This is a genomic window from Bradyrhizobium sp. T-12, assembly GCF_058314695.1.
In genome coordinates, this window is record NZ_CM177756.1 from 2438581 (window position 1) to 2450645 (window position 12065).

At 64.4% G+C, this 12065-nt stretch carries 11 protein-coding genes; 2 read left to right on the forward strand and 9 right to left on the reverse strand.

All coding sequences use genetic code 11. From position 1 onward, the window contains the following. Window positions 1–607: 607 nt before the first annotated feature. Together hpnH and ispH are read right to left on the reverse strand one after the other, a co-directional pair. Window positions 608–1768 (reverse strand): adenosyl-hopene transferase HpnH, encoded by a 1161-nt coding sequence (gene hpnH, locus AC0WRY_RS11500; RefSeq protein WP_194407090.1) that lies wholly within the window; start codon window positions 1766–1768, stop codon window positions 608–610. 36 nt (window positions 1769–1804) lie between these two features. Continuing rightward, entirely contained in the window at window positions 1805–2731 is a 927-nt protein-coding gene (gene ispH / locus AC0WRY_RS11505) for a 4-hydroxy-3-methylbut-2-enyl diphosphate reductase (RefSeq protein ID WP_194407091.1), read from the reverse strand. Between the two features lie 466 nt (window positions 2732–3197). Here ispH and hpnN point away from each other — a divergent pair, with 466 nt between their 5' ends. Further along, window positions 3198–5786 (forward strand): hopanoid transporter HpnN, encoded by a 2589-nt coding sequence (gene hpnN, locus AC0WRY_RS11510; protein ID WP_194407092.1) that lies wholly within the window; start codon window positions 3198–3200, stop codon window positions 5784–5786. Here hpnN and AC0WRY_RS11515 read toward each other — a convergent pair. After that, entirely contained in the window at window positions 5754–6386 is a 633-nt protein-coding gene (locus AC0WRY_RS11515) for a DUF2147 domain-containing protein (protein ID WP_194407093.1), read from the reverse strand. The genes hpnN and AC0WRY_RS11515 overlap by 33 nt on opposite strands. Window positions 6387–6527: 141 nt before the next feature. Here AC0WRY_RS11515 and hpnO point away from each other — a divergent pair, with 141 nt between their 5' ends. Then, the gene (gene hpnO / locus AC0WRY_RS11520; protein ID WP_194407094.1) at window positions 6528–7919 is read left to right on the forward strand and encodes an aminobacteriohopanetriol synthase HpnO; all 1392 of its coding nucleotides are present in this window, start codon (window positions 6528–6530) and stop codon (window positions 7917–7919) included. A gap of 19 nt (window positions 7920–7938) precedes the next feature. Here hpnO and AC0WRY_RS11525 read toward each other — a convergent pair whose 3' ends face one another. The 6 genes from AC0WRY_RS11525 to AC0WRY_RS11550 form a co-directional block, all read right to left on the reverse strand. Further along, window positions 7939–8124 carry a hypothetical protein gene (locus AC0WRY_RS11525; RefSeq protein WP_194407095.1) on the reverse strand — a complete coding sequence of 62 codons (186 nt, stop codon included), beginning with the start codon at window positions 8122–8124 and terminating at the stop codon, window positions 7939–7941. A 106-nt stretch (window positions 8125–8230) separates the two neighbouring features. Continuing rightward, entirely contained in the window at window positions 8231–8998 is a 768-nt protein-coding gene (locus tag AC0WRY_RS11530) for an anti-sigma factor family protein (RefSeq protein ID WP_194407096.1), read from the reverse strand. Further along, window positions 8995–9543, reverse strand: coding sequence for a sigma-70 family RNA polymerase sigma factor (locus tag AC0WRY_RS11535; protein ID WP_194407097.1), 549 nt, complete (start codon window positions 9541–9543; stop codon window positions 8995–8997). The genes AC0WRY_RS11530 and AC0WRY_RS11535 overlap by 4 nt, the downstream gene beginning before the upstream one ends. A gap of 109 nt (window positions 9544–9652) precedes the next feature. After that, entirely contained in the window at window positions 9653–9988 is a 336-nt protein-coding gene (locus AC0WRY_RS11540) for a cupredoxin domain-containing protein (RefSeq protein ID WP_194407098.1), read from the reverse strand. 14 nt (window positions 9989–10002) lie between these two features. Next, window positions 10003–10947, reverse strand: coding sequence for a metallophosphoesterase family protein (locus tag AC0WRY_RS11545; protein WP_194407099.1), 945 nt, complete (start codon window positions 10945–10947; stop codon window positions 10003–10005). Between the two features lie 237 nt (window positions 10948–11184). Continuing rightward, entirely contained in the window at window positions 11185–12063 is an 879-nt protein-coding gene (locus tag AC0WRY_RS11550) for an alpha/beta fold hydrolase (RefSeq protein ID WP_194407100.1), read from the reverse strand. Window positions 12064–12065: the final 2 nt, after the last annotated feature.

A 12065-nucleotide genomic window follows, 5' to 3' on the forward strand; every position in this document is an offset into this window, starting at 1 on the left:
CTCCCGGCGATCAGGTCGAAACCGTCCGCGGACGGAGAAGTCGTGTGGTCCCGACGCCCGCGGTTCTGGCGTCAAACCTCGCGGTGATGTGGCGGTCGACCGGCACGTGCATCGATCAGCTGCGAGGTGACGGGGGCAATAGTGCAACGCTCCCCGAGGAGAGCACGAAGGACACCGCGAAAACCATCCGCGCAGGGAAGGCCGGGCGACCGGCAACACCTGTGATCCATCCCGTGTGCATTTTCATTGCGCACGGACCGCGGGTGCCGCCGGCGCCCGGCCTTCCCTGCGTCCTCTGGTCTTTCGAGGGCGAACGAACAGCAAAACTCGGGCGAAAGAAGCCGCGGGAATGCGAAGGCGTGTCTGCACGTTGAGTTGAGCTGCGAGCTGGAGGACACCGGCGATTCAACTTGCTCCGTCATTGCGAGGAGCCCTTGCGACGAAGCAATCCAGACTGCTGCCGCGGAGACAGTCTGGATTGCTTCGCTGCGCTCGCAATGACGCTGGGTTGGCCAGCGTGCCTCCGAGCCCCACGACACTTGCTCGAAACAAAAAGCCCGGTCGCAATCGCGGCCGGGCCTTTGTCGTGAGAGTTGATGGCGTCCGCTTACGCCGCGGTCGAAGCCTTCTGCGCGGCCTTCGCCTGCGCGGCTTCGGCCTCGTCCTTGCGGATCTCCGACAGGCGCTTCTGCACTTCGGCCGAGAAGATGTATTGCGCCGGGCGCTGCTTGGACATGTCGATCTCCGGCGCCATCGGGCCCGAGGTCTTGATGCCGCGCAGCGACACCCACATCGCCTTCAGCGGGTTGTTGAGCGCGGCAGTCGCAGCCGTCGGCTCGTAGCCGCAATGGGCCATACAGTCGGCGCACTTCTCGTACTTGCCGGTGCCGTAGGTTTCCCAGTCGGTGGTGTCCATCAGCTCCTTGAAGGTTTTTGCGTAGCCTTCACCGAGCAGGTAGCAGGGCTTCTGCCAGCCGAAGATGTTGCGCGCGGGCATGCCCCAGGGCGTGCACTCGTATTCCTGGTTGCCGGCGAGGAAGTCCAGGAACAGGCCGGAATGCATGAAGTTCCACTTCTTGCCCTTGCCCATCGCGAAGACGTCGCGGAACAGCTTCTTGGTCTTGGTGCGGTTGAGGAAGTGCTCCTGGTCCGGCGCACGCTCATAGGCATAGCCCGGCGACATCGAGACGCCGACGCCGAGCTCGACGGTAAGGTCCAGGAACTTTGCGATCTCCTCGGCCGGATGGCCGTCGAAGATGGTGGCGTTGACGTTGACGGTGAAGCCGCGCGCCTTGGCCGCCTTGATCGCGGACACGGCGCGGTCGAACACGCCCTTCTGCGACACCGCCTTGTCGTGATGGTCCTTCAGGCCGTCCAGATGCACCGAGAAGAACAGGTACGGGGAGGGCTCGAACAGGTCGAGCTTCTTCTCGAGCAGCAGCGCGTTGGTGCAGAGCGAGACGAACTTCTTGCGCGCGACGAGGCCACGCACGATCTCGCCGATCTCCTTGTGGATCAGCGGCTCGCCGCCGGGAATCGCCACCATCGGCGCGCCGCACTCGTCGGCCGCGTCCCAGCACTCCTGCGCGGTCATGCGGCGGTTGAGGATCGCATCCGGATAGTCGATCTTGCCGCAGCCGACGCAGGCGAGGTTGCAGCGAAACAGCGGCTCCAGCATCAGCACGAGCGGGTAGCGCTTGCGGCCAAGCAGTTTCTGCTTGAGCAAATAGCCGCCGATACGCATTTCCTTGAAGAAGGGGATTGCCATTACAAGTTTCTTTCTGGGCTTTTCAATTCGGGTGGGTCAGCTCGCAGCCAGTTGGGCCGGAAGCCGGAATTCGATGTTTTCCTCGCGGCCCGGCAACACCTGGATCTTCACCGGTCCGATCCGCCGCATCGCTTCGATCACGTCATCCACGAGTACCTCAGGCGCCGAAGCGCCGGCCGTGATGCCGACGGTCCTGGCATTTTTCAACCACTCCGGATTGAGCTCGCTGCCGTCGGCAATCAAATAACTCGCGACGCCGGCCTCGGTGCCGATTTCGCGAAGCCGGTTCGAATTCGAGCTGTTGGCAGCGCCCACCACCAAGATCACGTCGACCAGCTTGCTCAAGTCCCTTACCGCAGATTGGCGGTTCTGTGTCGCATAGCAGATATCCCGGATATCCGGACCTTGAATGTCTGTAAAGCGGGCCTGGAGGGCCGCGATGATGTCCTTGGTGTCGTCGACCGACAGGGTGGTCTGGGTGATGTAGGCCACTGGCGTATCCGCCGGCAGGGTGAGCGCCTTAACCTCTTGAACGCTTTGAACAAGCAGCACGGGGGCGGGAACCTGGCCCATCGTGCCCTCGACCTCGGGGTGGCCGGCATGGCCGATCAGGATCAGCGTGCGGCCCCTGGTGATGTAGCGCTTCCCCTGATTGTGAACTTTCGTGACCAGGGGGCAGGTGGCATTGAGCACCGGAAGGTCGCGCGCGGTGGCCTCTTCCTCGACGCTCCGGGCGACGCCATGGGCGCTGAAGACCGTCACCGATCCTGGCGGAACCTCGGACAGTTCCTCCACGAAGATGGCGCCTTTGTTCTTCAGGCTCTCGACAACGTATTTGTTGTGCACGATCTCGTGGCGCACGTAGACGGGCGGGCCGTACTTCTCCAGCGCCCGTTCCACGATCTCGATTGCACGCACCACGCCCGCGCAGAAGCCACGCGGTTGCGCCAGATAAACTTCCATAGGACGCCCATCACGCAAGTTGCACCAATCCGCTTTCCGCAAGTCCCCGGCGGCACCCCGATACTGACCAATGAGTTGCAATATCCGCACCATTGGTTCGCGCACGCGGTAGCCACCCACCCCCGTTGGGGCTCCGGCGCATGGAGGCGCAATACTTTGTGTCAAAAAATCGGCAGCAAGGAAAGGTCGAATGAAACTCTGGGATACCCAGCCACCCGCTTGAAGGTATTATAGTATAGATTTCATCTCAGGCAAAATGGCGACATTTGCGCTCACACTTGGCCACTTTCCCGCCTCAACTCGCCGGCTATACCGGGGCCGCCCCGCATGATTTTGCCCGGTCTCGCGCCGTTTACTTCGAACCTTGTTGCGGCGAGAACCACCCAAAACAGCAATAGGTTTCGCCCGGGAACTCCGATAAACAGCGGGCGTTTCCGGCAAGCTGTTAACCGCAGAAAGAAAAGAAGTGCTGCAAAGCGTAGTCGTTGCCATCGTCAGGGCCTGCACCCGGCTTGCCTCCCTCGTCGTCGTCCTCGGGCTCCTGCTGGCGGTGGGTGCGGGCTATTACGCGTCCCAGCACTTCGCCATCAACACCGACATCAATTCGCTGATTTCTCAGAACCTCGATTGGCGCAAGCGTGACCAGCAATTCGACAAGGCGTTCGATCAGAATGAATTAATCCTGGCTGTTGTCGAAGCCCAAACGCCGGAGATGGCGAGCGCTGCGGCAGACGCGCTCTATGCCAAGCTGAAGGGCGACAAGACCAACTTCCAGTCGATGCAGCAGCTCGGCAGCGGCGAGTTCTTCGAGAAGAACGGCCTGCTGTTCCTGCCGACGGAAGAGGTCGGCAAGATCACCAGCCAGTTCGAATCCGCCGCGCCCCTGATCGAGATCATGGCCGGCGATCCCTCGATCCGCGGCCTGACCGGCGCGCTGGAGACCGGACTTGCGGGCGTCAAGCGCGGGCAGGTCAAGCTCGACAACACCGAGCGGCCCTTCAACCTGATCGCGCAGACGGTCGAGACCCTGCTCAACAAGGGCAATGCGAGCTTCTCCTGGCGCGAGCTCGTCAGCGACGAGCCGCTGAAGGATTCCGACAGGCGCGCTTTCATCGAGTTCAAGCCGATCCTCGACTACAACGCGCTGGAGCCCGGCAAGGACGCTACCGACGCGATCCGCATGGCCGCAACGGATCTGGATTTTTCGACCAAGTACCAGGCCCGCGTGCGGCTGACCGGCCCGATTCCGATCGCCAACGAGGAATACGCCACCGTGCAGGAAGGCGCCGTCGTCAACGGCGTCGGCACCGTTCTCGTCGTGCTGGTCATCCTGTGGCTGGCGCTGCACTCGTCGAAGATCATCTTCGCAGTGTTCATCAATCTCTTCGTCGGCCTTGCGATCACGACCGCGGCCGGACTGATGATGGTCGGATCGTTCAATCTGCTGTCGATCGCGTTCGCGGTGCTGTTCGTCGGCCTCGGCGTCGATTTCGGCATCCAGTACAGCGTCCGCTACCGCTCGGAGCGCTACAAGCACAACGACCTTTCGGGCGCGCTGGTGCTGGCGGCCAAGCGCTCGGCGGTGCCGCTGTCGCTCGCTGCGATGGCGACGGCCGCCGGTTTCCTCTGCTTCATGCCGACCGACTACAAGGGCATCGCGGAGCTCGGCCAGATCGCCGGCGTCGGCATGCTGGTGGCGTTCCTCTCGTCGATCACCGTGCTGCCGGCCATGCTGAAGCTGCTGAACCCGCCCGGCGAGAAGGAGCCGGTCGGCTATGCCTTTCTGGCGCCGCTCGACAATTTCCTGGAGAAGCACCGCGTGCTGGTCGTCGGCGGCACGCTGTTGCTGGCGCTCGCCGGCCTGCCGCTGCTCTATTTCATGAAGTTCGACTTCAACCCGATGAACTTGCGTAACCCGCGTGCCGAATCGATCGCGACCTTCCTCGATCTGCGCAAGGACCCCAACACCGGCGCCAACGCCATCAACGTGATGGCGACGTCCGAGGAGCAGGCAAGGCAGATAGAGGCGAAGCTGGAGAAGGTGCCCGAAGTGCTGCGGGTGATGTCGCTCAACAGCTTCGTGCCGCCGGACCAGCCGCCGAAGCTGAAGCTGCTCGCGCAGGGCGCCAAGGTGCTGAACCCCGCGCTCAACCCCGATCAGATCGATGCGGCGCCGTCCGACCAGGAGAACGTCGAGGCCCTGAAATCCTCGGTCGACAATCTCCGCCGAACCGCGGGCGACGCGAAAGGCCCGGGCGCGGTCGCCTCGCGGCGTCTCGCCGACGCGCTCGAAAAGCTCGCCAATGGCGACGAGGCGACACGCAACAAGGCGCAGGATGTGTTCGTCGCGCCGCTGAAGGTCGTGTTCGACCAGCTCAGGAACGCGATGCAGGCGGGGCCCGTCACCCTGAACTCGCTGCCGCCCGACCTCGCGAGTGCCTGGAAGAGCAAGGACGGCATCATCCGCGTCGAGGCGCTGCCCAAGGGTGATCCCAACGACAACGACACGCTGCGCAAATTTGCGGCGGCGGTGCTCGTTGCCGAGCCGACCGCGATCGGCGGGCCGGTCTCGATCCTGAAATCCGGCGACACCGTGGTGCGGGCGTTCATCCACGCCGGCATCTATGCGCTGCTGGTGATCAGCCTCTTGCTGTGGATCACGCTGCGCCGGTTCGTCGACGTGCTGATGACCCTGGTGCCGCTCCTGGTTGCAGGCGCGGTGACGCTCGAGATCTGCGTGTTGATCGGCCTGCCGCTCAACTTCGCCAACATCGTCGCGTTCCCGCTGCTGCTCGGTGTCGGCGTCGCCTTCAAGATCTATTATGTCGTGGCCTGGCGCTCAGGCAGGACAAACCTGCTCCAGACCAGCCTGACACGCGCGATCTTCTTCAGCGCTCTGACGACCGCGACGGCGTTCGGCAGCCTGTGGCTGTCGAGCCATCCCGGCACGTCCAGCATGGGCAAGCTGCTGGCGCTCTCGCTGGTGACGACGCTCGCAGCCGTGTTGCTGTTCCAGCCGGCCCTAATGGGCAAACCCCGCAATCTCAGGGAGTAGGCAGATGTCGCCGACCGGATCGGCGGCGCCCTTCTGAGCGGGTTTGGCGGCGCCGGCCGCCTTCGGGGCTGCGGGAGCAGGCGCGGGCGCGGCGGCAACCGTCGTGCCTGCGGCTTTCGGCGCCGCGCCGGCGGGCTTCGGCCCGCCCTTGGCCATGGCGTTGGCGGGGCTCAAGGGGATCGGCGGGCCGACCCGGGTCCAGGTCTCGCCGCCGCAGAGGAAGCCCATCACGCAGCCCTTGATTTCAAGCTGGTCGGTGCTGACAGGCGTGATGGTCGCGCTGTAGATCTGGCCGTCCTGGGCGTTGTAGACCTGTCCCTCCCACTGATCGGCGCCCGCCTTCTTCTTCATGTCGATCAGCGTCACCATGCCGAGCGTCGGCCTGTTCTTTTTCGAGACATCCGGATTGTTCTCGTCGCGCCCGCCGGGCTTCTTTTCCCAGGCAACGGCGCCCCACATGCTGCCATTGCATTGGGCGACGCGGATGTTGGCGACGCCGTCAGCGACCCGCCAGTCGCCGGTCGGGTCGGCGGCGAGCGCCGGGGTCAGGCAGGTGTAACCGCCAGCCAGTATTAGTCCGGTGTAAAGGGCTAAACGCATGATAGTTCCTCGGCAGTGCAACATGGTTTAAAGCTGTGCTTGCGAAGATGGTCCGAAAAAGGGCAAAAGGCCGCACAGACCGTTTTCAGTCACGGTCCCTTTTCAGTTGACGAGACGACCCTCAACCGAAGTATGTAACGGATGCACAGCCCAAATCCAGACATGTCTCAGCTATTCGCGGACCGTCAGGCCCAGCGCAGCACCCTGCATAATCGGTATCTGAACGAGCAGTTCGTTCGGGTCCTCAAAACCATCGGCTACGATGTCGGCTTCCAGAAGGGGCAGGGGCAGTATCTCTACGATCGCGATGGCGCGCGCTATCTCGACCTGTTGTCCGGCTTCGGCGTGTTTGCGATCGGGCGCAATCATCCGGTCATGCGCGATGCGCTCAAGAGCGTGCTCGATGCCGACCTGCCCAACCTGGTGCAGTTCGACGTCTCGGTGCTCGCCGGCGTGCTCGCCGAGCGGCTCCTGAAATACGTCCCCTATCTCGACAAGGCGTTCTTCGCCAATTCCGGCGCCGAATGCGTCGAGGCCGCGATCAAATTCGCGCGCGGCGCCACGGGGCGCCCCGGCATCGTCTATTGCGCCCATGGCTATCATGGCCTGACCTATGGCGCGCTGTCGCTAACCGGTGATTCGAATTTCCGCACCGGCTTCGAGCCGCTGCTGCCGGGCTGCACCTCGATCCCGTTCAACGATCTGGCGGCGCTGGAAAAGGCGCTGGCCTCGCGCGAGGTCGCGGCCTTCGTCGTCGAGCCGATTCAGGGCAAGGGCGTCAACATGCCCACCGACGAGTTCCTGCCCGGCGCGGCCGCGCTCTGCAAGAAGTACGGCACGCTGTTCGTCGCCGACGAGATCCAGACCGGCATGGGCCGTACCGGCCGCTTCCTCGCGGTCGAGCACTGGAACGTCGAGCCCGACATGGTGCTGCTGTCGAAGTCGCTGTCGGGCGGCCACGTGCCGGTCGGCGCGGTGCTGACGCGCAAGGCCATCTTCGACAAGATCTTCAACCAGATGGACCGCGCCGTGGTGCACGGCTCCACGTTCTCCAAGAACGATCTGGCGATGGCTGCGGGCATTGCGACGCTCGACGTCATGGAGTCCGAGAAGCTGATCGAGTCCGCCGCCAAGCGCGGCGCCGAGCTGCGCCTCGCGCTGACGCGCATGGTGCCCGGCTATGAGCTGATGAAGGAAGTGCGCGGCAAGGGCCTGATGATCGGCGTCGAGTTCGGCCCGCCGAAGTCGCTGCGTCTGCGCGCCTCCTGGAACGTGCTGGAGACCGCCAACAAGGGCCTGTTCTGCCAGCTCATCACCGTGCCGCTGTTCAAGGACCACAAGATCCTGACGCAGGTTGCCGGCCACGGCAGCCACACCATCAAGCTGCTGCCGCCGCTCACCATCACCGAGGAAGACTGCACCTGGATCGAGAAGGCGTTCGACGACGTCATCGCCGGCAGCCACAAGGTCCCCGGCGCGATCTGGTCGCTCGGCAAGACGCTGGTGGACAACGCGGTGAGAAGGTCGGCCTGATCTTCGGCCGACGCGCCGATCAGCAGCGCCCGGCGTAGTCCCAGATATGAAGCATGTTCAGCGTGAACAGGCCGGCAAAGCCGGCAATGGCGGCGAGGAGCGCGAACCAAATCCATTGCTTGCGCTCCTTGAGGGCCAGCAATGCAGCGCAGCCCGCCGCGAACATCGACGGAAGCGTGGTGCAGATAATCAGTGACGGAATCATGTCTGTCCTCCCAATGGAGCTGCAATCTGCCAAATTGCGCTCGCGAGGACTGTGAGAGGCGTCACTTCTTCAAACCATGGTGCGGCGCTTCGCCCGCTGCCGGCAATTACCCCTCCACATTCGCCTTCATCGCTGCCTCGAACTTGTCGACGAACTCGGCGAGCTCGTCGGCTCCGATGTCGCTGACGGCCCAGAAGTTCAGGCCGCGATTGCCCCAGCGGCGGCAGTTGAAGCCCTGCATCGTCTCGGTCTTTGGCGCGCGATACTCGGCGTTCGAGGTCTGCGACACGAACAGGTTGATCACATGCTGTCGGCGCCGGTAGACGACGGCGCCGATGGCGCGGGCGTCGGCATAGTCGAGCCGGCCGCCGACCAGCGTGAAGCCTTGCGCGGTGAGGTCGATCACGGGCGGGGCGACGTCGAGCTTGCCGTTGAACCACGGCTTGACCGTGTGCTGGTCGGTCGAGACCACGTCGGTGAGGTGGCCCGCCTGCAGCGAGCGCAGATGCGCGGAGACGACCTCCGACAGGATGCGCTGCTGGTCGTCCTGGCGCAGCACAAATGCGACGACGCCGGACGCCGCGAGCGCGGAGACGGCCGAGCCCATCGCAAAGCCGCGCAGCACGGAGCGCCGTGACGGCTGCTGGCCTGGTGCCTGCGGCAGCGAGGCTTCGATGCGAGTACGCAGGCTCGCCGGCGCGGTGTAACGCAGATTGGTGTCGGCAAGCACGCGCTGCATCTCGCGCTGCGCGGCGAGCTCCGCGGCGCAGTCCGGGCAGATTGCGATGTGGGCTTCGACCTCGCGCGCATGGCCGGCATCGAGCTCGTTGTCGAGCAGCGCGTGAAGCAGGATCCTTGCTTCGTCGCAGGTCATTTCGCTTGCTCCTCTTCCGCCGTCCAGGCCGCGCGCAGCATGGCGCGGGCGCGGGCGAGGCGGGACATCACGGTGCCGACGGGGGCGCCGACGGCGTCGGCGATTTCACGATAGGACAGGTTGTTGATCTCGCGCAGCACGAAGGTTTCCTTGAACGGCTCGGCGAGCGCGTCGATCAGCTTGCGGATCGCGCCGGCATCGCGGCTGCGCAGCATCTCGGTTTCCGGGCTTGCCTCGTTCTCCTGCCAGATCGGCGTCTGCTCGGCGGCACCGGGCGTATCCTCGATCGGGCTGGGCCTCGACGCGCGCCGCGCATATTCGGCGTTGCAGACATTGCGCAGAATCGCGAACAGCCAGGGCTTCATGGCCGGCCCGCGATAGCTGTCGAAGTGCTTCAGCGCGCGCAGATAACATTCCTGCACCGCATCCTCGGCGTCGGAGGCATCGCGCAGCAGATAGCGCGCGAGCGTGTAGACGTCGTCGAGATAGGGCAGCGCCGCTTCGCGGAAGCGTTGCGCCTTCTGCAAATCGTCGGTGGCGGGCATCGCTCCTCGCTTTGCCTCTGCTTCTTTTGTTGTCGCGATCGAAGGCGCACGCGCCCGGCCGGCGTGGGACCACCGGCCGGGCAAGACGTTGATGCCTTGGTTGGAGACGTTACTCAACCTTGATCATCCCCGTCATATGCGGGTGCAACGAACAAAAATATTTGTAGTCGCCCGCATTGGTGAAGGTGAACGTGAACTTGTCGTCGGTGTCCAGGGTCTTGGACCTGAACTTGCCGGCCGACACCACGGTGTGGGGGATGTCGTCCCGGTTGGTCCAGGTCACGGTGGTGCCGACCTTGATTGTGAGCTCGGGCGGCTGGAAGACGAAATTGTCGATATGGATCTCCATGTCGTCGGCGCGGGCGCTTGTTGCGGGCAACAGGATGGAAGCGGCCAAGGCGAGACCGAGATCGACGCCGAAGTCGCGGCGGTTGAGTGTCTTCATTGTCAGCTTCCACCCTAGCCCTGGAGCGGCGTGTCGATGATCGCGAGCCGCTGCTCGTTCTGCTTGAAGTTGACGCTGGCAACGCCGAGCATGCTTCGGAGCCTGGCGTCCTCGACCTTCATCGGACCAGGCGAGGGGGCGGCGCCCGGCGCCGGCTGCGGGAAAGCGGTGGAGCGCGCCGTGTGGAAGGTGACGTTGCCCTCGACTTTCTGCATCACCTGGTGGATGTGGCCGTTGAGCACGGTGACCGAGCCGAAGCCCTTGACGTATTCGAGCGCGCGGCCGCCGTCCTCGGTGCCCCAGCCCCACTCGGGATAGACGGTCCAGAGCGGAATGTGCGCAAACAAGACGATAGGCGTCGATTTCGATTTGCCGCGCAGATCGCTCTCGAGCCATGCGAGTTGCTCGGCGCCGAGATTGCCGAGACCGCCGGCCTTGAGATCGACCACGTTGACGAGGCCGACGAAGTGCACACCGCCGGCGTCGAACGAATACCAGCCGTGGCCCTTGGTGCCGCGGCCGTAGCGCTCGCGATAGAGCTTCACTTCCTCATCGATGAAGTCGTGCTCGCCGGGGACGTAATGCACGTCGAGCTTGGTCTGCGAGATAATGCGCTCGGCGTTGTCGAACTCGGCGGCCTTGGACAGATGGGTGATGTCGCCGGTGTGGATCATGAAGGACGGCTTGGCCGGCATCGCGTTGATCTTGTTCACGGCCTCCTCCAGCGTGCCGAGCGCGTTGGGATTGGCCGGCTTGTCGAAGCCGACATGGCTGTCGCTGATCTGCAGGAAGGTCATGCCGGGCGCGGCCGCGGTCGCGGCTTGCGCGGAATCGATGATGCCGAGCGAGCGCGGCACGCCGCCCGTGACCGTCCAGAGCACCCCGGTGCCGGCCCATGTCATGCATTCCAGCACCTTGCGGCGGCTGACGCCGTCGTTCCCGTGATCGTGTCCGCTCATCGCGCATCTCCCGCTCGCCCTGAATTGGGCTTCGGGGAGGTGATTGCGGGAGGGGGAAACTTATTCCCGGATGGGATGACGTTTTCGTGAGGAGGACGATCTCGTGTCCCGGACGCGCTGCAACGCGCAAGCGTTGCTGCGCAGAGCCGGGCCCAGCAAGCTGCACTGCGCGCCGCGAGATAGGCCCCGGCTCAGCAGCGCATCACTGCGTGCTGCGCCGCGTCCGGGGCGCGAGACCTATCTTGTGAATTCCCTTACCGCATCCACCACAGCCGCCGGCATTTCCTGCGCCACGCAATGCCCGGCACCCTCGAACACCATCGTGCTGACGCGAGGAATCAGCGAGACCGCGCGCGCTGCCATCTCCTTGTAGATCGGCCCCGACTTCGCTGCGGTCGTGACGCGCACCGGGCAGTCGATCTCGGTGAGAGAGCCGAACGGATTGCCGCGGGCATCGCCGACGTAAACCTGCTCCATTGCCTCGTAGATCGGGCGCAGGATCGCGGTCTCGATCTCGGGCGTGCAGCAGAGCCGCACTCGCCCATCGTCGAGCGACACGAAGCCGTGACGCACATAGGCGCGGAGCGAGGTCTCGGTCCAATCCGCAAACGCTGGCGCCGTGCGGTAGCGCTCGAAGACGGCATCCGCGCTGTCGAACTCGGCGCGCCGGCGCAGCGTGCCCTGCACGCGAGCGAGGGATTCGTCGTTCAGTCCTCCGGAACGGGCCGCGCGCGGGTCCATCACGGTCGGCTCCATCACGAACAGGCGGGTGAAACGTCCGGGCAGGAGCTTTGCCGCGAGCAGAAGATCGGTCGCGCCCGCGCTATGGCCGATGCCGTAGACATCGCGCAGCTCGAGCGCCTCGATCACCCGGCAAATATCATCGGCATAATCCAGGAAATGATAAGCACCGGGCTTGTGGCTGGCGCCGTGGCCACGGCGGTCGAGCGCATAGACGGTGTAGGTCGAGGCAAGCTCGCGCGCGACCTCGTCCCAGACGGCGGCGACGAAGCCGGTGCCGTGCACGAGCAAGGCGGGCGGCCTGCCGCTCTCGCCCCATTGCAACATCGCGATCTCTGCGCCGGCCGGGCCGATTGAAAAGCGGTGGGGGTTCATGA

Excerpts from the sequence above, each read along its gene's own strand:
- hpnH (WP_194407090.1), bottom strand. The coding sequence starts at position 1,768 with ATGGCAATCCCCTTCTTCAAGGAAATGCGTATCGGCGGCTATTTGCTC.
- ispH (WP_194407091.1), bottom strand. The coding sequence starts at position 2,731 with ATGGAAGTTTATCTGGCGCAACCGCGTGGCTTCTGCGCGGGCGTGGTG.
- AC0WRY_RS11515 (WP_194407093.1), bottom strand. The coding sequence starts at position 6,386 with ATGCGTTTAGCCCTTTACACCGGACTAATACTGGCTGGCGGTTACACC.
- hpnO (WP_194407094.1), top strand. The coding sequence starts at position 6,528 with ATGCACAGCCCAAATCCAGACATGTCTCAGCTATTCGCGGACCGTCAG.
- AC0WRY_RS11525 (WP_194407095.1), bottom strand. The coding sequence starts at position 8,124 with ATGATTCCGTCACTGATTATCTGCACCACGCTTCCGTCGATGTTCGCG.
- AC0WRY_RS11530 (WP_194407096.1), bottom strand. The coding sequence starts at position 8,998 with ATGACCTGCGACGAAGCAAGGATCCTGCTTCACGCGCTGCTCGACAAC.
- AC0WRY_RS11535 (WP_194407097.1), bottom strand. The coding sequence starts at position 9,543 with ATGCCCGCCACCGACGATTTGCAGAAGGCGCAACGCTTCCGCGAAGCG.
- AC0WRY_RS11540 (WP_194407098.1), bottom strand. The coding sequence starts at position 9,988 with ATGAAGACACTCAACCGCCGCGACTTCGGCGTCGATCTCGGTCTCGCC.
- AC0WRY_RS11545 (WP_194407099.1), bottom strand. The coding sequence starts at position 10,947 with ATGAGCGGACACGATCACGGGAACGACGGCGTCAGCCGCCGCAAGGTG.
- AC0WRY_RS11550 (WP_194407100.1), bottom strand. The coding sequence starts at position 12,063 with ATGAACCCCCACCGCTTTTCAATCGGCCCGGCCGGCGCAGAGATCGCG.